General features: G+C 66.6%; 14 protein-coding genes and 1 tRNA gene. 11 read left to right on the plus strand and 4 right to left on the minus strand.

Features of this window, described 5'->3' with window-relative positions:
- Positions 1-10: 10 nt before the first annotated feature.
- The 3 genes from TA3x_RS27820 to TA3x_RS27830 all read right to left on the minus strand — a co-directional run bounded on the left by TA3x_RS27820 (position 11) and on the right by TA3x_RS27830 (position 2853).
- The gene (locus TA3x_RS27820) at positions 11-1159 is read right to left on the minus strand and encodes an alpha/beta hydrolase family protein (RefSeq protein WP_435017942.1); all 1149 of its coding nucleotides are present in this window, start codon (positions 1157-1159) and stop codon (positions 11-13) included.
- A 39-nt stretch (positions 1160-1198) separates the two neighbouring features.
- The gene (locus TA3x_RS27825; RefSeq protein ID WP_435017943.1) at positions 1199-1687 is read right to left on the minus strand and encodes a carboxypeptidase-like regulatory domain-containing protein; all 489 of its coding nucleotides are present in this window, start codon (positions 1685-1687) and stop codon (positions 1199-1201) included.
- A gap of 98 nt (positions 1688-1785) precedes the next feature.
- Positions 1786-2853 (minus strand): DUF1559 domain-containing protein, encoded by a 1068-nt coding sequence (locus TA3x_RS27830; protein ID WP_435017944.1) that lies wholly within the window; start codon positions 2851-2853, stop codon positions 1786-1788.
- A gap of 338 nt (positions 2854-3191) precedes the next feature.
- On the opposite strand from TA3x_RS27830, the gene phoU reads away from it, so the two are divergent.
- A complete protein-coding gene (gene phoU, locus TA3x_RS27835; RefSeq protein ID WP_435017945.1) occupies positions 3192-3929 on the plus strand; it encodes a phosphate signaling complex protein PhoU in 738 nt (245 codons plus the stop codon).
- A gap of 24 nt (positions 3930-3953) precedes the next feature.
- Here phoU and TA3x_RS27840 read toward each other — a convergent pair whose 3' ends face one another.
- Complete coding sequence (locus TA3x_RS27840) at positions 3954-4886, minus strand: GNAT family N-acetyltransferase (protein WP_435017946.1); 933 nt, start codon at positions 4884-4886, stop codon at positions 3954-3956.
- 190 nt (positions 4887-5076) lie between these two features.
- Here TA3x_RS27840 and TA3x_RS27845 point away from each other — a divergent pair, with 190 nt between their 5' ends.
- The 10 genes from TA3x_RS27845 to TA3x_RS27890 all read left to right on the plus strand — a co-directional run bounded on the left by TA3x_RS27845 (position 5077) and on the right by TA3x_RS27890 (position 22976).
- Positions 5077-5718 carry an RNA polymerase sigma factor gene (locus TA3x_RS27845; RefSeq protein ID WP_435017947.1) on the plus strand — a complete coding sequence of 214 codons (642 nt, stop codon included), beginning with the start codon at positions 5077-5079 and terminating at the stop codon, positions 5716-5718.
- The gene (locus TA3x_RS27850; RefSeq protein WP_435017948.1) at positions 5708-6322 is read left to right on the plus strand and encodes a zf-HC2 domain-containing protein; all 615 of its coding nucleotides are present in this window, start codon (positions 5708-5710) and stop codon (positions 6320-6322) included. Before TA3x_RS27845 ends, TA3x_RS27850 begins: the two co-directional genes overlap by 11 nt.
- A 116-nt stretch (positions 6323-6438) precedes the next feature.
- Positions 6439-7674 carry a S1C family serine protease gene (locus tag TA3x_RS27855; protein ID WP_435017949.1) on the plus strand — a complete coding sequence of 412 codons (1236 nt, stop codon included), beginning with the start codon at positions 6439-6441 and terminating at the stop codon, positions 7672-7674.
- A gap of 329 nt (positions 7675-8003) precedes the next feature.
- Positions 8004-8088 (plus strand) — tRNA-Leu (locus TA3x_RS27860).
- A 375-nt stretch (positions 8089-8463) separates the two neighbouring features.
- Positions 8464-9558 (plus strand): AIM24 family protein, encoded by a 1095-nt coding sequence (locus TA3x_RS27865; RefSeq protein WP_435017950.1) that lies wholly within the window; start codon positions 8464-8466, stop codon positions 9556-9558.
- A 287-nt stretch (positions 9559-9845) separates the two neighbouring features.
- Positions 9846-13058 (plus strand): DISARM system SNF2-like helicase DrmD, encoded by a 3213-nt coding sequence (gene drmD / locus TA3x_RS27870; RefSeq protein ID WP_435017951.1) that lies wholly within the window; start codon positions 9846-9848, stop codon positions 13056-13058.
- A 47-nt stretch (positions 13059-13105) separates the two neighbouring features.
- On the plus strand, positions 13106-16447 hold the full coding sequence (locus TA3x_RS27875; protein WP_435017952.1) for a hypothetical protein: 3342 nt from the start codon (positions 13106-13108) through the stop codon (positions 16445-16447).
- 44 nt (positions 16448-16491) lie between these two features.
- Complete coding sequence (locus TA3x_RS27880; protein ID WP_435017953.1) at positions 16492-16752, plus strand: hypothetical protein; 261 nt, start codon at positions 16492-16494, stop codon at positions 16750-16752.
- A gap of 26 nt (positions 16753-16778) precedes the next feature.
- On the plus strand, positions 16779-20924 hold the full coding sequence (locus tag TA3x_RS27885; protein ID WP_435017954.1) for an Eco57I restriction-modification methylase domain-containing protein: 4146 nt from the start codon (positions 16779-16781) through the stop codon (positions 20922-20924).
- Positions 20925-20936: 12 nt separating this feature from the next.
- Positions 20937-22976 carry an RNA-directed DNA polymerase gene (locus tag TA3x_RS27890; RefSeq protein ID WP_435017955.1) on the plus strand — a complete coding sequence of 680 codons (2040 nt, stop codon included), beginning with the start codon at positions 20937-20939 and terminating at the stop codon, positions 22974-22976.
- Positions 22977-22991: the final 15 nt, after the last annotated feature.

Here is a 22991-nt window from a genome sequence, read left to right on the forward strand (position 1 = left end):
CCTGCGCGGTTCACCGCAGGGTCGCGTCGAATAGCTGGTAGGCCGCTTCACGCATGGCGGGCGGGAAGTCGTGGCCGCCCTCGGGATGTTCGACCTGGAGGTTCCCGGGCCGCCCGTAGAGCGCGAAGACCGGGCGGGCCGCCGCGACGACCCGGTCGACGCTGTCCGCCCGGAAGTTGCTGTCCCCGACCGGGGCGACGATCAGGACCGGGCGGGGGGCCAGCGCGCCGATCAACTCGGAGAAGTCGAACGGGATCTCCGCGAGCCGGCCGCGATAGTCGGCCAGGCGGGGCATGTACCGGGTCTGGGTCCAACCCTTCTCGGGCTGCCAGACCTTGGGGTCTCCGCCGTAATAATCCAGGAACGAGTCGAGCCCGCAACTCGACACCACGGCCCGGATCCGGTCATCGAACACGGCGGTGTAGACCGAGTTGTGACCGCCCAGGGAGTGGCCGATCGCCCCGAAGCCCCCCGGCTTCACGTAGGGGAGCGTCTCCAGCAGGTCGAGCCCTCGCATGTTGTCCCAGACCGCCTTGAGCGTCCCGCTCTCCCAGCCCAGGGCCTTCAGGTCGGGCTGGTACTTCGCCAGGAGCGGGTAGTTGGGGGCCAGCGTCACATAGCCGCGTTCGGCCAGTTCGCTGGCGTAGGCCCGGTTGGCCTTGCCGCCGATGCCGACCACCGTGCCGTGCCCGACGACGTTGTCGGTCCCGTGCAGGCAGAGGACGGCCGGGGCCCGGGCGCCGTCCCCCCGGAGCACGGACTTGGGGATCAGCAGGTACGCCGGCACCCGGCTCCCGGGCTCCGAGGCGTAGGTGATCAGCCTGCGGACGTAGGAGCCGCAGTCCGTTTCCTCCTCGACCTTCATGTCGGGCGGGCACCGCTTCTCCGCGCCGGGCAGCCGACCCATGACCGCCTGCATCCCGGCGAGGATCTCCTTTCGCCGTTCGAGCCAGCCCTCCCGGTCCTTGACCGGCGCCATGGCCCCGCCCGGGCCCCGGTAGGTCAGCAAATCATCCCGCGATAGCCTCGGGATCGCCCCGGGATCCCGGCCCTTCGGTTCGTCCGCCGTCGCCCCGCCGGGGAAGAAGGCCGCCGCGGCCAGGACCACGGCGGGCCAGAGGATGAGGCGCACGTCCGCTGCGATTCGGGTCGATTTCATGGGAGATCGCCGGTCATCCGGGTGATGGTTCTGGATGCGTCACTTGGCCGGGGCCGCCTTCGAATTGACGTCGAGGTCGAACGCGCCGCCCTCGGCGGTGACCTCGCGATCGAACGAGGCATCGATCGTGCCGGCCGGCTTCTTGGCGCGGCTGTCGAGCATGCCGGCCGAGAGTTGGGCCATGTACGGGTCGTCCTTGAGTGCCTCGTCCTTGGCGACGGATTCGGGGAGGGGCGGGGCCTTGGTCACGACGATATGGTATTTGCCGGGGATGACCCCGGTCCGGCCGTCGGTCTCGGGTCGATAGCTCCCATCCGCGCCGGTCAGCGCCTCGGCCGGCCGCGCCCCCGGGCTGGCCGGGTCGGGCAGGTACGAGACGACCGCCCCTTCCACGGGCTTGCCGTCCAGGGTCACGACCCCGGTGACCTTGACCGGAGACGGGCCGGATTCGCCGCACCCCGACAGGATCGCCGCCCAGGAGAACAGGATGGCCAGCTTGCCCACGACCGGAATCGCCCGGTTCGTCATCGCGGAACCTCGTCTGGGATGGGTGAGGCAGGAGGGGATGGTGCGGCCCACGCCGATGCCGGGGGATGCGGCCGGCGTGGGCTCGCCACAGGCCCGGGTCAGAACGCGTCGGCGCTCACGACCTCGCCGTTGCCGATCGTGTTGATCGCGAACCAGGTGATCGGGCTGATCGCGTTCTTGATGAACTTGACGCTCCCGTCGGCGAACGCGGCGTTCATGCCGCCGGGGTGGAGGCTGCCCGTCGACCAGGCATAGCCGAGCCGGCGGGGATTGTTGGCCACCTGCGAGAGCAACGCCGGGGCGTTGGGCATGGTGCTCGGCCATCGGCTGTCGTACGAGGCCTTGTTGGTGGGGTTCGAGTCGTAGATCATCGCATGGGTCGAGGTCCAGAGGCCCTGGCCCCAGTATCCGCCATAGCCGACGACGGTCTTCTCCTGCCGCGATTCGAGGACCAGGGTCGTGTTGCTGGTCCCGTCGGGGATGTCGGAGATCTTGGTCGCGAGGTCGCACCCGGAGAAGACGCCGCCGTCGGCGGGGCGCCCGCCGATCCGGTTCCCATTGTAGGCCTCGAAGTAACGCCCGGCCGGGAGCAGATAGTTGGTGCGCTGGCTCTTCCACCCGCTGTAGAGGCCGGCGCTCGTGGAGGCGGTCGTGGCGTTCATCGGGGCGACGGTCACCTCGGACGGGCAGACATAGCTGGAGATCACGCTGCTGGTCGTCGTGGTGTTGGCCAGGTAGGCCATGACCCCGCCGACGAGGGTAGTATTCGGGGCCGCGTTGGTCGACGCGCACGAAGGGAGGCTGAAATTATAGGCGTTGGACAGCGGCCCCTGCTCGACGTAGCTGAGGATCATCGCGAAGGCGGTCGTGTTGAGGACGAGCCCCTGCCCGCCGGGATCGTTCGGCCCGGTGCCCGGCGCGGGGGTGGCGATCGTGGCGGACCACAGCTTCGCGGGCGGGAACGATCCATTGGCCGATTCATAATTATGCATCGCCAGGCCGATCTGCTTCAGGTTGTTGGTGCACTGGGCGCGGCGGGCGGCCTCGCGCGCCGCCTGCACGGCCGGCAGCAGCAATGCGATCAGCACGGCGATGATGGCGATGACCACCAGCAATTCGATCAGCGTGAAGCCGCGGCGCCGGGCGGAGGGCGGATGATGGGGCATGGGTCGCGATCTACCTCGGGATGAGGGCGTGGGAGGGTGGGACCGCCCGATGGGCGGCGGGCTGTCGTGAGAATGGATCAAGATAGGATAACGGGGCAGAGATTGCAACGAGGCTCCGAAGTCCTTGCGCCCGGCGGGCCGGAGGCCATTCGCAGGGATCAGAACATCTGCAAGTGCTCGTCCAGTCCGGCGGGGATCCGATCGTGAGAGATTGATGAATGTCGCCGGGTTGGACTTAACCTGGCCGGGGGGGGCGGCTAGACTGGATCGATTCGTGATCGACGGGCGATCTCATCGGAAAAGCCGGGCCGATCTCGCCCGGTCGGGGAGGCGACTTGATGCCGGAACAAGACGGGATGGGCTGGGGGGCCGAGTGGCAGGCGGAGCGGGCCACCGTGGGCCGCCATTTCGTCCGCGACATGGAGGGGCTCTGGGGCCAGGTGCTGAAGCTGGCCGCGGTGGTCGAGGCCACCCTGAATAACAGCGTCCGGGCCCTGATCGACGGCAACCCCGAGCTGGCGACGGAGGTGAAGTCCGGCGAGCCGATGATCGACCGCTGGGAGGTCCAGATCGAGCGAGATTGCCTGAAGGTCCTGGCCCTCCACCAGCCGGTCGCGTCGGACCTGCGGCGGGTCGCGGCGATCCTGCGGATCAACAGCGACCTGGAGCGGATGGCCGACCTCGCGCAGCACATCGCCAAGAGGGCGCGCAAGCTGGCCCGCGCCCCGCTCGGCCGCGCCCTGCCGATCGAGATGGAGACCATGGCCACCGAGGCCCTGGAGCAGGTCCGCGAGAGCCTGGACGCCCTGGCCCAGGGGGATGTCAGCCTGGCCCGCGCCGTGATCGCCGGCGACCGCCGGGTCGACCGCCGCCGCCGCTCGGTGGTCGAGGGGCTGAAGCAGGCGATCCGCGAGGACCCGGAGCGTCTGGACGCCTGGCTCCGGCTCATCAACGCCGCCCGCAACCTGGAGCGGGTCGCCGACCACGCGACCAACATCGCCGAGGCCGTCATCTATCTCAAGGAAGGCGACATCATCCGCCACTCCGCCCCGGACGGCACCAAGCCGGTGGCCTGAACCGCCCCGCCGGACGGCCGCCGCTCATCCGTCGCGCCGCAGGACGGCCAGGTGGACGGCGCGGCGGTCGAACGGGACGAAGCCGGCGGCATCGTAGAGCTTCCGGGCCGGGTGGTTCCGATCGTCGACGGCCAGTTCCAGCCGCGAGGCCGAGGCCCGCGCCAGGTCCAGGCCGTGCGCCAGGGCCGCTCGGCCCAGCCCCCGGCCCCGGGCCGCCGGGGTCAGCCCGAGGTAGGCAACCTCCCAGGCGTCGCGGTCGGGGACCTCCGACAGCAGGATCACCGCGCCGGCCTCGGGCTCGCCGGGCACGGTGCCGACCCGCCACCGGGACGGGTCGAACCGCCCGGCGGCGCGGTGGCTGGCCATCACGTCGTCGAGCGACCGGACCCCCTCCAACTCGGGCATGTCCAGGCTCCCGGCGTAGGTCCGCTCCAGCACGGAGCGGAACTCGGCCTCGGTGTCGTCGCAGAGCGGTCGCCAGACGAAGCCGGGCGAGGACGGATGTTCGAGCGGCGTGGCCGTCCTCCGGTGCATGTAAGTCAGCACGGTGGTCCGGGGGAGGCCGCCCCGGGTCAGGTCGGCCGCCGCGGCGCGGGGGGCGTCGCGATCGACCAGGGCCTGGGCGATCGCGACGCCCCGTTCCCGCATGTCATCCAGGGCGACCCGGATCAGGCCGGCGGCCAGCGCCCCCCGGCCCCAGATCGGCTCCACCTCCGGGGCCCAGACCGCCGCGGCCCGCCCGGCCAGTGTCTGGGTCAGCAGCACCCCGGCGATCCGCCCCCGGCGCCGGGCCGCCCACAGGCCCGACAGGTCGACCCGCCCGGCATCGGCCTCGGCCATCGCCTCCGCGACCAGATGTTCGCGGAGCGATGCCGGGACGCGACGATACAGGACGGACAGGGCCTGGGGCCGCAACTCGGGCGTGCACAGGGAAATCGGTCGCTGCGGGGTGGTCATGGCATGCGGGAAATCGGCCGGCTCATCCCGGGACGTTCCATTCGGGCAACAAAAAACGCGGTCCCCCGGCCCGGACGCGGGGCCGTCCTCAGGAAAAACCCCAACGGAAGAGGGGTGTCCCCCCGTATCATAAAGGGAGTCAGGAGGGCCGGCGATGATCAAGGTGAGAGAATTCGGGCGACCATCGGACATGGCAGACCTTGAGGAGACTCGGGGGGAACTGGCGTCCACGCCCGCGTCACGCATCGAGGAGGCCGGCGATGCCCGCCTCGTCGAGCTCGCCCGCGACGGCGACGATCGGGCCTTCACCACCCTGGTGTTCCGCTACGAACGGGCCCTGATCCGCGTCCTGGGCCGCCTGGTCCGCGACGAGGAGATGGCCCGCGACCTGGCCCAGGAGACGTTCTGGAAGGTCTACAATCGCCTGGATCGCTTCGACACGTCGCGGCGGTTCGGCCCGTGGCTCTTCCGGATCGGCGTGAACCTGACGCTCGACGCGCTCCGACGCCACGAGCCGCCCACACCGACTTCGATCGATCGGTCGGCCGACGACGGGCGGGGGGCCTACGACCTGCCCGACCCCGACCCGAGGATCCGGGCGGAGTTGGTCCAGGAGGTGCAATTCATCCTGGAAAAACTGCCGATCGCCTATCGTACCATCCTGGTGCTCAGGGACCTGGAAGGGTTCTCGTCGGCGGAAGTGGCGGCCATCGTGGGGCGTCGCGAGGCCACGATCCGCTGGAGGCTCTCCAAGGCCCGCGATCTGTTTCGCGAGCACTGGGAACGCCGTCAAGAACTATCGCGACGAGAGGAGGCCGAGGATGAGGATTAAGTCTTGTTCCTGGGTCCTCCGTCGCTTGCCGCTCCTCGATGGCGGCGAGCTGGCGGTGGACGAACGCCGCCGGGTGGAGCGGCACCTGATCGGATGCCCCGATTGCCGGGATCGCCGATCCAACGCGTCGGAGGCCCTCTCGGCCCTCCGGTCGCTGGCCGCGGCCCCGGCCCGCCGCGAGGCCCCCTCGCTCTGGCCGGTCCTGGAACGCCAGATCCGCCAGTCCCGGCACGCGGCCCCCCGGCCCGCCTGGTCCTGGTCCTGGCTGATCGCCCGGGCTTCGCCGGCCCTGAGCTTCGGCCTGGCCGTGGGCGGCGTCATGGCCGTCGGCTTCGTCCTGGGGCGGACCACCCCCGGCCCGGTCCCGGCCATCGACCCGTCGCCGGCCCTCCGGGTGGCGACCGGCCCGGACCTCACGGTCCATCGCCTGGCCAAGCTCCCCGCCAAGCCCCAGGGCGCGGCCCGCGAGGCGTCGCCCCGGGCGCCGAAGCTCATGACCCTGTCCGATGACCCGTTCCGTTCCCCCAATATCCGGGTCGACTATATTCTCGACCACGGATATCCGATAGGCTCCGGGGCACGCGACCCCCAGCGTTCGTATTGATCCGACCCCGGGCCGGTGCATCCGATGCTCCGCCCGAAGCGATCGGCGGATCATCCCGCTTCTCTCCTCAATCTGGCGGACGACCGATCGCCCCGTCCGCCCGGGGGTCTTCCCCGTTGGCTTCGATCTTCCTCCCTCATTCATCCCTGGTCGCCTTCGCCCGCCGCAACCGCGGGCTCGCCCGCCGCACCCTCGTGTTCCTGCTCGCCCTGCCGGTCGGCGCGGCCCTGGTCTTCCTGACCTGGCCGCGCCCCGAAGGCTCGCCCATCGAGGCCGCGACGACGGTCGCGAATCCGCCGATCAGCCTGGCCGATGCCGCGCTGCGGGCCCAGGCATCGACGGTGGCCCTCGAGTATGGAGGCAGCGACACCGAATCCCGGAAGGTGGCCACCGGCGTGGTGGTCGACGACCAGGGCGGCGTCCTCTCGGTCAAGGTCGATGCGCCGACCGGCGCCGCCACGATCTGGGCCATCGACTCGGCCGGCCACCGGCACAAGGCCCGGTGGCTGGCCTCCGACCCGGAGACCGGCCTCTCGCTCCTGGACGTCGACGCCGACGACATCATCCCGATCCGCCCATCGTCGCGCGGCGCGACCCTGGGCGAAGAGGTCTTGCTGATCGGGAATCCCTACGGGCTCGGACATTCGGTCGGCCGGGGGTTCGTCGCGGGCCTGGGCCGCCGGCTCGACCTGGAGCCGAGCCCGCTGAGCGGCCTGATCCAGGTCCAGGCGCCGATCCATCCGGGAGACAATGGGGCCCTGCTGGCCGACCTCCGGGGCGAGTGGCTCGGGCTGGTCCGCGGGGGCCTGGCCTCTCCCAACGCCCAGTCCTCGGGCGATCACGGGCTCGGCTTCGCCATCCCCGCCGATGAGGCGCTCTGGATCGCCGGGCGGCTCCGGGCCTACGGCAAGGTGGGTCGGGCCTACCTGGGCATCCACCTCGGGGCCGATTCGCCCGACGAGCCCGGTGCCGCCGTGTCGAGCCTGGTCGCCGACGGCCCGGCCGCCCGTGCCGGGCTCCAGCCCAAGGACCGGGTCATCGCCCTGGCCGATCACGAGATCCGATCGGGCGATGACCTCACGGATCGGCTCGACCGCCTCGCGGCCGGGGCCACGGTCGACCTGGACTACCTCCGCGACTCGGTCCCGCACAGGGTATCGGTCCTGCTCGCCCCCCGCCCCGCTCGCAAGCCGGCCCCTTCCCCTTCCCCGCCCGGGCCTCCCCCTTCGTCCGAGCCCCCCCGCCCGACGATCCCCCGCGAGATCCTCGACCAGATCGACCGGCTCGAACGGCGGCTCCAGGAGATCGAACGCCGGGAGAAGTCGGTCCCTCCCCCCGGGTCCTCGGGCTAAGTCCCCCCGAGCTTCGGCCCGGGACGGTGCCCCCCGGGGTGCCCAGCCCTTCCCGGCCGAAGCCATCCTCCCATGATCGCAACATGTCCGGAAGCCGGGTCGCCCCCCGATCCTGGGGGATGGAGACGCCCGGTGCCCATCCAACCTGCGCCACTCACCCCTCACAGAACGCTGGGCCGGATCCCGATCAAATCACACTGCCCCTCTTTCGTTCGCAATCCCGACAGTCGCCCCTCCCTTGGCCAACCACCCCTCGAAGTTTGGAAACCCCGGGAAGGAGGGCCATGCTCGCTTGCAATAAATCTGATAACCTACCTTTCGGAATCCATGCCGGCGTGGCGAAATGGCAGACGCAGAGGACTTAAAATCCTCCGGGGGGGAACCCCCGTGCCGGTTCGAGTCCGGCCGCCGGCATTGACTAAGCCTCGTGCGACAATGAGTTAGGGGAATTCTTGCATTCCCCATCACTACCCGCAACTCCCTGCTTCTCCCCTCGATTTCGCACGAATCCTGGGGAGAAATCAGGGAGATTTTTCGAGGACAGAACTCGGTTGACGGATCGAATCAAGGGGCTAAACGTGCCTCCACCTCCGATGGCAGCCAAAGTTGCATCTCCAACGATCGGCAGCGTCACTTCCATTCTTGCGCCGAGATCATGCCCTGATTGCTCGGAACGCCCGGCCCATGAATGATGAAACTTTGGAGGGGGTTTAGCCACGGGCCATGGTCGTTATACGCCGATTCCCGCCCGATGCCCCATTGAAGTTGAGTCCTGAAGCAGGAGCGGCGATGGCGGCCGAATGGTTCTTCAAAGTTATGGGCACCGTGTTCGGCCCCATCTCCGTCGCCGAACTGGTCCAGCAAGCTGCGGACGGCAGGATCGCCCCCGACACCGAGGTCAGGAAGGGCGACGGCCCCTGGGTACTCGCCTCCAAGGTTGCCGGGCTGTTCGACCGGGCCGCCCAGTCCCGGCCGACGACCCCGAACCCTCCCTCGCCGCCCATGACGACTGACTGGGCCAGCGTCTTCGTCCCCGCACCGAGGCGACCCTCCTCGGTCCCGCCGTTGGGCGGCAACTTCGAGGTGATCGACGTGGCCGAGGCCGAGGGCTTCCGGGTCGAGGTCCTGGCCTACTCCAAGCTCGGCGGTTCCAGGGACCCCCAGACGGCCTCGACCATCTACTTCGCCGAGCAGGCCGGCATCCGGCTCAAGCAGGTCCGCATCACCCTGGACGGGGGCGAGGCGATCGTCGAGTCGGGGGCCCTCCATTTCATGCTCGGCCACGTCCAGATGGAGAGCAAGGTCGGCGGCGTGTCCGGGCTCGGCAAGGCGATGATGAACAAGTTCGTCGCCAAGGAGGCGGCGATCCTGCCCCGCTACCGGGGCACCGGGCAAATCTACCTGGAGCCGTCGTTCGGCCACTTCCTCATCCACCGGCTGGCCGCCGAGGAGGTGGTCGCCGACAAGGGTATGTTCTACTGCGGCCAGGGCTCGCTCGACGTCGGCACGGCCATGCAGAAGAACGTCTCGTCGGCCCTGTTCGGCGGCGAGGGGCTGTTCCAGACCCGGATCAGAGGCACTGGCCTCTGCGTGCTGGAGTCGCCAGTGCCGGCCGACGAGGTGCTGCGGATCGACCTGAAAGACGAGACGCTCCAGGTGGACGGCAACTTCGCCCTGATGCGGACCGGGCGGATCGAGTTCTCAGTCGAGAAGTCCACCCGAAGTCTGCTGGGGACGCTAACCAGCGGCGAGGGGCTACTCCAGACGTTCCGGGGGACGGGCTCGATCTGGCTGGCCCCGACCCAGGAGATTTACCAGCGACTCCAAGCGGGCGGTATGGGATCGCTGGCGGCGGCGCCGAGGAGGTCGAACACGGCGACGTAAGTCGGGGTTGTTGAGATAGGCCGAGGGCGAGCAGCGGGTCAAAACAACAAGGGCACCTCCTAGCCCGGGTCGAGAGCCAAGCGGTCAAGTCACGAGCCTGCTGGAGGCCGTTGCCTGGAGCCGGAGAAAATCCTCCTCGTCTTATGATCCCTACCCGGCAAATGGGACCTATTAGTTGATTGATCGAACCTCGCCGTCGGTGTAAGCTGGTTGCCTCACGCCAAGCACCCAACCAATAAAGGGTCGCCGCAGACCCGACACGAACGCCGCAAGTCCAAAGGGGACCGATGTCTTCTGCGCCGGCCACGGTCCCCGAGCAGGGTCAACTCGTCACCGTCCGGCGCCGTCAATACGTCGTGACGGATGTCGCTCGGAGTGCCCTCGAACCTGGGCCGCTCCGGCCACCCGGCCACGGCCCCCAGCACCTCGTCACGCTGGCCTCGATCGAGGACGACGCCCTCGGGGAGGAACTCCAGGTCTTCTGGGAACTGGAGCCGGGGGCCAAGGTCCTGGAGAAGGTGGCCCTGCCCGAGCCCGGCGGGTTCGACGACCCCGAGCGGCTCGACGCTTTCCTCGATGCCGTCCGCTGGGGGGCCTCCTCCTCGGCCGACCTGAAGAACATCCAGGCCCCGTTCCGGGCCGGCATCGACATCGAGGACTATCAACTCGACCCCGTGGTCCGGGCCGTCCAGATGCCACGGGCCAACCTCCTCGTCGCCGACGACGTGGGCCTCGGCAAGACGATCGAGGCGGGCATGGTCGCCCTGGAACTGATCCTCCGGCACCGGGCACGCCGGGTCCTGGTCGTCTGCCCGGCCTCGCTCCAGGTCCAATGGCGGGACCAGATGCGGGACAAATTCGGGCTCGACTTCCGCATCGTCGATAGCGAGTTGATGCGGACCTTGCGGCGGGACCGGGGCATCCACGCCAACCCATGGGGCCACTTCCCCCGTCTGATCACCTCGATCGACTTCCTGAAGAGAGAGCGGCCCCTGCGGCTGTTCAAGGAGACCCTCCCCCAGGAGGGCGAGTCGGTCTACCCCCGCCGCTACGACGTCCTGATCCTCGACGAGGCCCACAATTGTGCCCCCTCGGGCAAGGGCAAGTACGCCACCGACTCGCTCCGCACCCAGGCGTTGCGGGTCCTGGTCCCCCACTTCGAGCACAAGCTGTTCCTCTCGGCCACGCCGCACAACGGCTACCCCGAGAGCTTCTCGGCCCTGCTGGAACTGCTCGACGACCGGCGGTTCGCCCGGATTCCGGGGCCACCCGACCGCCGGCAACTCGAAGCCGTCATGGTCCGGCGGCTCAAGAGCGAGTTGCCGCCCAAGTTCGACGGCTCCCCCCGGTTCCCCGAGCGGAAGCTCGAGGCCCTGGAGGTCCCGTACTCGGGGGAGGAGAAGGCCGCCCATGCGGACCTGAAGCGGTACTCGGAGTTGCGTCGCAAGGGCCTGGCCGACGACGCCGAGAAGTTCGCCACCGACTTCGTGCTCCTGACGCTCAAGAAGCGGCTCTTCTCCTGCCCACAGGCGTTCGCCATCACCCTGGAGCAGCACGAGCGGTCGCTCAGGACCGCCAGGCGACGGGGCACGGCCGCCAGGCCGACCGTCGGCATCCTCCAGAGGCAGATCGATCGGGTTGAGGAGGACTACTTCGACGACTCGGAGTACGAGGAGGCGACCGACGACGCCGTGGACGCCGCCAGCCTCCTGTTCCGGGAGCCGACGCCCGAGGAACTGGACCTAATCGGGCGGATGAAGGGATGGGCGGCCGGCGCCTCGACCCGGCCCGACAGCAAGGCGGCCGAGTTGATCCGCTGGTTGGAGGCGTACATCCGGCCCGGAGGCAGGTGGTCGGACGAGCGGGTGATCATCTTCACCGAGTATCGGGCGACCCAGAACTGGCTGATGACCATGCTGGCGTCGGCGGGCTTCTCCGGCAACGACCGGCTCATGACCATCTACGGCGGGATGGACAAGGACCAGCGGGAGGCGGTGAAGGCGGCCTTCCAGACCGACCCGTCGAGGAGCCCGGTCCGCATCCTGCTGGCGACCGACGCCGCCAGCGAGGGGATCGACCTCCAGAACCACTGCCACCATCTGATTCACTACGAGATCCCGTTCAACCCGAACCGGCTAGAGCAGAGGAACGGCCGCATCGACCGCCACGGCCAGCGGGCCTCGGAAGTCCTGGTGTACCACTTCGTCGGCAAGGGCTACAAGGAGCGGGAGGCCGCCCTGTTCGCCATGTCGGCCGGCGACCTGGAGGACGACCTGGAATTCCTGATGCGGGCGGCCCGCAAGGTCCAGACCATCCGGGAGGACCTGGGCGAGGTCGGCCCGGTGATCGCCCGGCAGGTCGAGGAGGCGATGCTCGGGCGACGGACCTGGCTCGACACCCGCTCGGCCGAGGAGAAATCCGGAGCGGTCAAGCGGATGTTCAAGTTCGAGCGGGACCTGGCCCGGCAGATCAAGCGGCTGCGGGACCAACTCGACGAGACGAAGCGGGAGTTGCGGCTCTCGCCCGAGAACATCCAGAAGGTGGTCGAGGTCGCCCTGGGACTGGCCGGTCAGCCGAAGCTGATCCCCACGGAGGTCGAGGGGATCTGGCCCCACCCGAAGCGGCACCAGTGCCCGGTCTTCCGGCTGCCCGCACTGTCGGGCAGTTGGGGGTTGTGCGCAGAGGGGCTGCGGCATCCCCATACGGGCGAGGTGAGGCCGGTCGTCTTCGACCACGCCCTGCTGGCCGAGGCGAAGGAGGGTGTCGTCCTCGTCCACCTGAACCACCGGCTCGTCCAGATGGCCTTACGCCTGCTGCGGGCCGAGGTCTGGTCGGGCCAGGGGAAGAAGAACCTGAATCGGGTCGCCGCCCGGCTGGTCCCCGACGTCGTGCTCCGGGACCCGGCGCTTGTCGCCCACGCCCGGCTGGTGATCGTCGGCGGCGACAGCCACCGGCTCCATGAGGAGATCATCACGGCGGGCGGTCTCCTCCAGGAGGGCAAATTCCGGCCGATGAACGTCGGCCAGGTCGAGAAGGCCCTGGAAGCGGCCCGGTCCGATGAGCCTGGCGGGCCGATGAAGGAGGCGATGACCAGGGAGTACGCCAAGCACCGGGAGTCGTTGGTCAGGGCCCTCGAAGCCCGGATGCGTGACCGGGCGGCGAGCCAGCAGAAGGCGCTGGCGGACCGGGCCGAGAAGGAGGTCGCCGACGTCACGGCCGTGCTGACCGAACTGGCCCGGTCCATCGAGGCCGAGATGGATGACCCGGAGTACAAGGCGCTGGGCGACCGGGAGTACCGGCAGTTGAAGCTGTTCTCGGACGACGAGTCGGACCAGTGGGAGCGGAACTACGACGCCCTGCGGGCGAGGCTGCGTGCGATCCCCGAGCAGATCGAGCGGGAGACGGCGGCGGTCCGGGCCAGGTTCGCCGACCCGCAGCCCAGGATGTTCCCGGTGGCGGTGTCGCTGCTCGTGCCGGAGCGGATGGCCAGGGGCCTCTAGTCAGGATTAGCGGCGGATTCGATCCGACATCGAGAGGGTTGGTAGGCATGCACCAGGATCAGGCCGAGAGATATCGCCCCCTCCTCGAAGACGATCCCCCGGCGTTCCTCGACCGGGTGAATACGCCCTGGGATCAGGTCCCCGACCTGGCCGAATACAATCAGGACGCCTACCGCAAGATCGTCCGAGCCCTCAGGTCCCTTTCGAGGAAGAAGGCGACCGATGACGAGTCGAACACCCAAGGAATCTTGATCCTCGGCGAGGCCGGGACCGGCAAGACCCATCTCCTGATGCGAGTCGCCCGCAACCTCTCCGAGACGAACCACATCCTCTTCGTCCGCAAGCCCAACAACGAGGATGCCGTCGCCCAGCACATCTGGGCCAACATGGTGAGCAGCCTCACCCGATCGCTGCCGACCAGCGGCTCGAAGAGGAGCCAACTGGACGACCTGCTCGCCCACGTCTTCACGGCCGTGCTCCTCCCCGAGTTCGAGCAGGACGTCCAGGAGGGCAAGGACGACCTGAAGAAGCGCTGGATCGTGGATTTGAAGGCCGACCCTTACAACCTGTTCAAGATGCTCGGCGAGGGCGAGCAGCGCCAGAGCAACATGGACAAGATCCGACGGCGTACCCTCCGCTACCTGATGCACAAGCACCCCGACGTGGACCAGCGGATCGCCCACGTCCTGATCACCTATTGCTTCGTCGCCAGGGAGGACCGGAAACGGGTGTTGCTGACGTGGCTGTCGGGCCAGGACGTCGATCAGGCCGAGGCCAAGGATCTCGGGCTCGATACCTCCTGGGTCAGGATCGACGAGACCTCGGCCGACGTTGCGACCCAGCAGCAGAGAGAGGAGCAGGCCCTCCGGGCGATCAGGACCATCGGCATCCTCTCCACGTATTACCAGCCGCTCATCCTGGCCTTCGACCAGCTTGAGGGCCTGCGGGACCAGCAGCGGCTCTCGCATCGGTGGGGCGACACGGTGCGGGAAATCTTCACGATGACCCCCAACCTGCTCGTCGTAACCTGCATCTTCCCGAGCCTGTGGGAATCCTGGTTCGATCGATCCCTCGACCGGAGCGTGACCGAGCGGATCGCCCAGCAGACCGTAACCCTGGAGACCTTCGGCCCCCAGCACGGATTGAGGTTGCTGGCGGCACACATGGAGCCGTCGTTCGCCAAGCACCGGCTCCCGACGAGCATCTATCCCTTCACGGAGGACGACGTGGCCGCCCTCTGCTCGAAGGCGACGTCGCCCCGGTCCTTCATCCAGGGCGCCCGGACGATGTTCGAGGCGTGGCTGGACGAGGACGTCCCGGCGACGGCCCCCGCAAAGGTGGTCGCCCCGGCCGTCGTGAGTCGTGAGGCCGTGGACTCGCTCATCCGCTCGACGATGGCGGAATTCGAGAGGGAACACCTGGGCTCCTATGACGCCGAGATTCCGGTCGAGCAGGACCTCTTCGGGCGGGTCAAGGATGTCGTCGAGACGCTTCTCAGGCATTCCAATGAGGAGGCGACCTACGGCAAGGCGACCTGCGGGCAGAAGGTGATGCCGCCGAACCTGATCATCAAGCTGGCCGACGGGGCGGATTCCCTCTGCGTCGGCATCGTCAACGGCGAGGCGAAGTCCTTTGCGGCGAGGATGAGGAATATCAACGAAGTCATGCGATCGGGCGGGGGGCCGAGGAGGGCGATCCTCCTGCGTGACCGCCGCTGCAAGGCGGTCGGCGACAAGGGCCGGGAGTATGTCGAAGCCTTCGAGGCGATGGGCAACGTCTACCTGAACGCTGGGGGAGACGAGATTTCCGCACTGAACGCCATCTACGACACCTTGGTGGCGATCGAGGAACACGACCTGTCGATCGGCACCCACGAGGTCGATAAGAGGCAGTTCGTGGAATTCCTCAGGGGCGAGGGGATCGCCCGCAATACCCGGCTGCTTCGCAGCGCCGCCCAACTGTCCGGGTGCTTCGCTCGGGCGATCGGCCAGGTGGATTTGCAGCCGAAGACGAATGGTCAGACATCGGTACAGACGCCACCGACGCCGCCACGGAAGCCCGGCGGACCTCCCCTATCTCTCCCGAGGGCGAAAGCCGAGAGTCCCCGCACCCGGGGCGCCGAGTTGGCGAAAGCCCATCCCGAGGTGGCCGGTACTTCTCCCGCCGTCCCTATCGAGGTGGTCATCGGCGACACGGAACTGGACAGCCCCAACCTCGGGCTCATCGGGCGACTCAAGGACGGCAAGCACGGGCTCGCCATCTCGTTCACCAAGCCGCAGTGCATGGTCCTGCTGGGTTACATGGGCTCGGGCAAGTCCTACGCCCTAGGCGTCCTCATGGAGGGCGCCCTGAAGAGCCTCCCGAACCTGAGCCGCCACAAGAAGCCGATGTGCGTCGTCGCCTTCAATTACCGCAAGAACCCCGAGGCTCGTTTCGAATATTGGGGGTACGGGCAGTCCAACACCAAGTCGGCCGAGGTCGGCCGGCTCCGGCAGGAGTATGGTGCCGAGCCGGCAGGCATCGATCGGGTGAACGTCTTCGGCTTCGGGCCGGAGTTGAGGCGGCGTCAAGCGGAGTACCGGGGCCTTTCCATGTACCCCATCCAGTTCCGGCCTGACGAACTCGGGGCCGAGCACTGGGAGATCCTGATGAAGCCGCCCAGCCCCCAGGCCGAGTACATGGACGTCATCCGGGACATTATCCAAAAGCTCTTTTACCAGGAGCGGCTGACCTATAAGAATCTGGAGAAGCACATCCTGACCGACGAGCGGCTGAGCAACATGCAGCGGCAGAAGGCCAAGAACCGCCTGAGCTTCGCCAGCAAGTGGCTGACCGACGATCGGAACTACGAGTGGGGGGACGTCCTGACCAGCGGGAGCCTGAACGTCTTCGACCTGCGGATGCAGGCGCTCAGCAGCGACGACGCCCTGAAGCTGTGCCTCGTCCTGACCGACCTCGTGCGGCGGGCGAAGAACGGCGTCAACAAGATGGTCGTCTTCGACGAGGCCCACGAGTACGTGGACTCGAAGGACCTCGTGGCCGAGCTTGAGAACGCCATCACGCAGATCCGCCACGACGGGATGTCGTTCGTCCTGGCATCCCAGTTCCCGGACCGCATCCCGGACCGGATCTTCAAATATCTCCTCACTCGGCTCATCTTCAAGACGTCCGACCAGAAGGCGATCAACGCCATCCGACGGGCGGCCCCGAACCTGGAGTCGCTCTCGGCCCAGCGGGTCAGCAACCTTGACCTGGAGCAGGGCGTCTGCTTCATCCAGACCGATGACGACTGCACCGACTCGCTGCTGAAGATCCCCCAACTGCTGGCCATCCGCCCCCGGTGCAGCATGCACGGTGGGGAGACCGTGAGGAATGCCGAGAATCGTTGACAAAACCTGTATCGCCTTGGGGTGTATTGGACAGAGGAGTTCTCATGATCTTCAATCCCAAGCCGAATCACCAATACGTCGGTAATCTCTCGCACGAAAAGCAGAGAAATCGAGAAGAAGACTCCGATCTCTACTACGACACGGACACTAAGACATTCTTCATAGTTGATTCGGTCGAGGACGACAACGGCTTCACCTCCTGGTATAGCCACTCGATCCGCCAGATCGAAGGAATTTTCGAGGGTTCCGAGATCGGCGGGAAGATCGAGTCGCTGATGCGAGATCACCTCAGTCAACAGTCCTGACACCGAGAACGCAAAGTACAAGCATCATGTCCACCGCCCGTGATCATGCCGAATGGCTCTCCCTCGTAGAGGTCTCGGGGCCGTTCCTGAGCCTCCCGGTCCTGCTGCGGGTCTTCCCGCAGGGGCTCGATGCTCACGACGCCGAGCACGCCCGCAGCTTGCGGATGGCGTATGGCGAGTGGCAGGAGGACCAGGCCGGGCCGAAGCCGAGTGCGGCTATCCATGACGCCTGGATATCGTTCGTGCTCAAGGAGACGCTGGGCCTGGACGAGAGGGTGCTCGTCGAAGGCCAGGCGGTCCCGCAGTCGCTCCAAGTGGCGGTGCCCGAACACGTCGAGACTCTCCGGCCCGACCGGATCATGAGGAACCCGAAAGGGGATGAGAAGGAGGGCAAGGAACGGCTGCTGATCCAGGTCTACCCGAGCGACCAGGATTTAAGGAAGCCAGTGCGGGGCCGGTCGTGGAAGGCGTGGCCCGAGAGCCGGATGACCGACCTGCTGCACGGCACGGGTGTCCGGCTCGGGCTCGTGACCAACGGCGAGCAGTGGATGCTCGTCGATGCCCCCAAGGGGGAGACGACCGGGTTCGCCTCGTGGTACGCCCACCTCTGGTTCGAGGAGCCGTCCACGCTCCGGGCATTCCGCAGCCTGCTGGGACTTCGGAGGTTCTTCGGGGTGGCCGAGAAGGACACGCCCGAGGCGATGCTGGCCGAGAGCGCCACGAACCAGCAGGACGTCACCGACCAGCTTGGAGATCAGGTCCGCAAGGCCGTCGAGGTGCTCATCCGGTCGCTCGACCGGGCCGACCAGGACCACGGCCGGAAGCTCCTGGCCGACGTGCCGCCGGAGAAGCTATACGAGGCGGCGCTCACCGTCATGATGCGTCTGGTGTTCCTATTCTCGGCCGAGGAGAAGGGGCTGCTCCGATTGGGCGATCCTCTATACGATCAGCACTACGCCGTCTCGACCCTCCGTGCCCAGTTGGAGGACTCGTCGAAGTTCGGCGAGGAGGTCCTGGAGCGCCGGCTCGACGCCTGGTGCCGGCTGCTGAGCACCTTCCGGGCCGTTTATAGCGGGATCGACCACGAGCGGCTCAGCCTCCCGGCTTACGGCGGACACCTGTTCGACCCAGATCGGTTCCCGTTCCTCGAAGGCCGGGCAGAGGGGACGTCGTGGAAGTCGGTGCCGGACCCGGCCAACCCGCCGGTCCCGTTGCCGGTGGACAACCGGACGGTCCTCCACCTGTTAAACGCCCTCCAAGTCCTCACGATGAAGGTCGCTGGGGGCGGGACGGCGGCTCGCAAGTTGAGCTTTCGTGCGCTCGAAGTCACCCAGATCGGCCACGTCTACGAAGGGTTGCTCGACCACACCGCTAAGCGGGCAGCCCAGACGATGCTGGGGCTGTTCGGGTCGAAGGACCAAGAGCCTGAGATCCCGCTTGCCGAGTTGGAGCGGCTCCGGGAGAAGGGCGAGGACGAACTGGTCAAGGCCCTCAAGGAGATGACAGGGCGGTCGCCCAGTGCCTTGCACAAAGCATTGAGCGGTACGATCGACGGCCTCGATGCCGACCGCCTCCGTGCGGCCTGTTCGAACGACGAGGACCTGTTTCGGCGGGTGAGGCCGTTCGCCAGCCTTCTCCGGCCCGACACGTTCGGCTACCCGGTGGTGATTCGCCGGGGGAGCGTGTTCATGACCGAGGGAACCGACCGCCGGAGTTCGGGGACTCACTATACGCCCCGCAGCCTCACGGGACCGATCGTCAAGTACACCCTGGAACCACTGGTCTACCAAGGTCCAACCGAAGGGTGGCCCGAAAGCGATTGGGAACTCCGCTCTGCAAGGCACCTGCTCAGCCTCAAGGTCTGCGACGTGGCTTGCGGTTCGGGGGCATTCCTAGTCGAGGCGGACAACTACCTGGCGCAGCGGTTGATGGAGGCGTGGGAGAAGTTGGAGGCCCCCTTCCAGGGGCGAGATCGAAGCAAAGACTCGGAGCCGCCGACGGTCCGTATCACCCCTTATGGCGACCTGTCACTCGGAGATTCGAGCGAACAGCCGATCCCGCTCGATCCCAACGAGCGAGAGGTTTTCGCCCGCCGGATCGTGGCCCAGAGGTGCCTTTACGGGGTGGACAAGAACCGCCTCGCCGCCGAGATGGCCAAGCTATCGCTGTGGCTGTACACCATGGCCAAGGACAAGCCGTTCACCTTCCTCGACCATGCTATCCGCCACGGCGACTCATTGGTGGGCGTCAATGCCGACCAGTTGAAGTCGTTCTCGCTCGACGGCCAAGGTGCAGGCATTACCCTGCCCGGCCTGCTCGACATGATCCCGAAAATTATTAGTATCACTCGGCAGCAGCGGCAACAGTTGGAGCGCCTCGGCAACGACTCGATCGGGGAGGTAGAGGCGAAGGAGAGGCTGTTCTACCACATCAAGCAGGACACCAGGCGGCTGACCTATGCGGCCGATCGTCTCCTGGCCGCCAGTTGGAAGCCTGCCAAGCCGGCCGAGAGGATGGCCTGGCTGAAGGAAGTGCTCAAGGAGGTGAACGACCGCATCCGGGACGTGGCCCCGGAGACCTTGGAGGCCGAGGGGCGGGCCTACCGAGAGGAAGTCGGGTGCCCTCAGCCGTTCCACTGGGCGCTCGAATTCCCCGAAGTCTTCCTCAAGTTGCCCGACCGTGACGGCATAGACCGCAACGGTTTCGACGCCTGCATCGGCAACCCGCCGTTCATGGGCGGCCAGAAGATCACCGGCTATCTCGGCACGGCCTATCGAGACTATCTGGTGCGTGAACTGGCCGGTGGCAAGCGGGGCAGTGCCGACCTATGCGCTTACTTCTTCCTGCGGGCCGCCAAACTCATCCGGCCCGGTGCGGGATTCGGCCTGATTGCCACGAACACGATCGCCCAGGGAGACACGAGGGAAGTTGGCTTGGACCTCCTCCTGGCCGCCGAATATGTTGTCAATCGGGCAGGCTCCAGCCAGCCGTGGCCCGGGCTGGCGAGCCTGGAGGTTTCCATCGTCTGGGTGCGTCGTGGTGGTTGGAACGGCATCTATGTCATCGATGAGAAACCAACCCTGGGAGTGACGGCTTTCCTGACCGAGCCAGGGATCATCAGCGGCCCACCGCACCGCCTGGCCGCCAACGCCGGCAAGTCTTTCATAGGATCGTACGTCTTGGGCATGGGCTTCGTATTGGAGCCGGACGAGGCCAGGCGGCTCATCGAGAGGGACCACCGCAACAAAGACGTCCTCTTCCCCTACCTCAACGGCGAGGACCTCAACTCCCGACCAGACCAGTCGCCAAGCCGCTGGGTCATCAACTTCTTCGACTGGCCGCTCGACCGGGACTCGGCTCCCGAGAATTATCAGGGGCCGGTGTCGGCCGATTACCCTGACTGCCTGGCAATCGTCGAAGACAAGGTGAAACCGGAGCGGACCCGGCGGAATGAGAAGGGCGACTACTCACTTCGCAAACCATTGCCACAACAATGGTGGATTTATGCTGAGAAGCGGCCGGCACTTTACCGTACCATCACCGGCATGGGGCAGGTGCTAGTGAGGGCAAGGATCGCAAACCGCCACTCAATTGTCTGGGTGCCGGCAGGTTGGGTCTACAATGAGAAGACCGTAATATTTGTCGGATGTCCATTTGGCATAATGCAATCCGATATACATGAGGTATGGGCTCGAAATTACAGTTCGACGCTCCGAACAGACATGCAATACACACCATCGGATTGCTGCGATACCTTTCCATTTCCCGATGGTCATCACACGCATCTTACGACTCTTGCCGAGACATACCACGCCCACCGTCACCAAATCATGCTCACCCGCCAGAAGGGTCTGACAAAAACTTACAATCACTTCCATGATTCTGACGAGACAGCCGCCGACATCCAGCGACTCCGTGACCTCCACGTCGAGATGGACCGGGCCGTCGCCGCCGCCTACGGTTGGGACGACCTCGACCTCGGCCACGGCTTCCACGAGACGAAGCAGGGCGTCCGTTTCACGCTCAGCGAGCCGGCCCGCCGAGAGGTTCTCGCCCGTCTGCTCCGGCTGAACCACGAGCGGTACGCCGGAGAGGTTGCCCAGGGCCTCCACGACAAGAAGGTCAAGCCTGCTTCGAAGAAGAAGTCCAACGAGCCCACGATGTTCGATTAAGGTCCAAGCCCGATGATCCAGGCTTCCCCCCAAGCCGTTGATGATGACGCCGAGGTCCTTCCCAGCGAGGAGTCTGTCGTTCCGCCTGGCCAGATTGGGGCGGGGTCGTCAGGTTCCCCGACCGATCTCCCTGCGATCGTCGGCTCAGTCCCGACCGCCCAGGACTTCGAGACGCTCTTCTCGCTCCGCAAGCTCCGTGCGACCTGCACCAGCATCAGGAAGGAGATCCGGCTGCTCCGGGCGAGGGATGCGGTCGATTGGCTCGACTGGTTCCTGACCCTCGACGCCTCGCTCGAACAACTCCGGGAGCAGATCCTCGAAGGCGACTACACGCCGACACCGCCCTCCCGCTACGAGATGGGCAAGTCGAAGGGGGCCTTCCGCATCATCACCTCGTTCAACATCTGCGATGCCCTCGTCTACCGGCACATCAGCGATGCCGCACTCGAAGCGGCCCTCCCCCGCAAGGTCCAGGGAGCCTTCTTTTCGAGGCGGCATTCGGCGACCCCGGTGGGCAAGACTTTCTCCGTCTCGGAGGACGACGAGTATCTCAACTTCTTCGAAGTCTGGCTCCGCTACAACGAGTATCGGACCCATACCCTGTTGCAGCAGCCCTACGAGTGCCTCGTCGTCACCGACATCACGAACTACTTCGAGTCCATCCAGCACGATCTCTTGATTGAGTATCTCGCACCGCTCGGCCTGCCTCGGAAGGCGATGGGCCTGCTCGGTAGGCTCCTGGAGGCGTTCAAGCCGCTCGCCGGCCACTCGCCCAACCCCCGAGTCGGCCTTCCGGTCGATGAACTCGACTGCTCCCGCCAACTCGCCCACGTCTTCCTCTTCGAGCACGACCGCCGGATCGTCGAACCGTTCGGCGAGGACAACTACGTCCGGTGGATGGACGACCAGAACATCGGTGTCCGTTCAGAGACCGAGGCCCGCCACGTCGTCAACACGATGACGAGATCGCTGTCGTCCCAGCGCCTCACGCTCAACTCGGGCAAGACCAAGTTCCTCCCGGTCGATTGCATGGTCGTCCACTTCCAACTCGATGCAAACAAGAAGATCAGCGAGTGGGACGAGAAATACAAGAAGGTCACGGCGAGCAATGTGGAGGCTGCCCGCAGCGACTTCGCCGGACTTTGGGACGAGGTCGGGGACGGCCCGCACGTCAACGACGGCAACTGGGACAAGATCCTGAAGCGGATGTACGGGCTGGCGGTGAAGGTCGATTCGGACATCCTCGAAGTCCGGGCGCTGGGAGACCTCATCGCCAACCCCGAACTCGACGAGCGGATTTTCACCTACTTCTCCAAGAGGAACCGATTCGCCGAACTGTTCTCGCTCTTCTCGTCGTACACCGAGGCCGAGGAGAGCCTGTTCGAGGCGACCGAGGTGGCTTTCTTCGAGTCATCGCTATTGCTCGACCCTGACGTCCCCCACGCCAAGCTCTATCGTAACCAGGCACTCCGATTTGCCGAGGGCGGGGTGAAGTCTCGGTCGAAGCGGCCGTTGAGCATCGCCTCGGCGATCCTCTCGGTCTACTGGTTCGACGGCTCGATCGACTCCCTCGTCGATCTCTACCCGACGAAGGCCGCCCACAGGCTGCCGAAGGAGGTAGCCCGGACCTGGATGGCGTGCGTGGCTGCCCTCAGCCCCGACCAACTTGGCAAGGTGCAATCGGCCCTCTTCGGCCACCCCTCCGATGACGTCGCCCGTCTCGGCCGGTTCCTCACCGAACTGCTCGCCGGGCGGGTCCATCACCTCGGACACTACAAGAGCCAGAAGCACCGCTGGCCGCTGCCCGGCGACTACTATGACGCCCGCTCTTGGTTGATCCTGGACATCGCAGCATCTTCCCCGAGTGAACGGCTGCGTGCCCAAAACCGGAAGGATTACGGGGCCTTCGAGAAGCTCGCCAGGACATCGCCCGAGATCACCGTCTCGACACGCATCTCGACAAAGTTGTTCGAGGGCCGTGGCGAGGAGCCGGGTCAGAAACCGAGGCGGACGAGACAGGGCCACAAGAAGAAGGGACGACACGAGGCATGAGTGGCTCCTTCGCCG

The sequence above is a fragment of the Tundrisphaera macrotermitis genome (genome assembly GCF_051175315.1).
Taxonomy (GTDB): Bacteria; Planctomycetota; Planctomycetia; order Isosphaerales; family Isosphaeraceae; genus Tundrisphaera.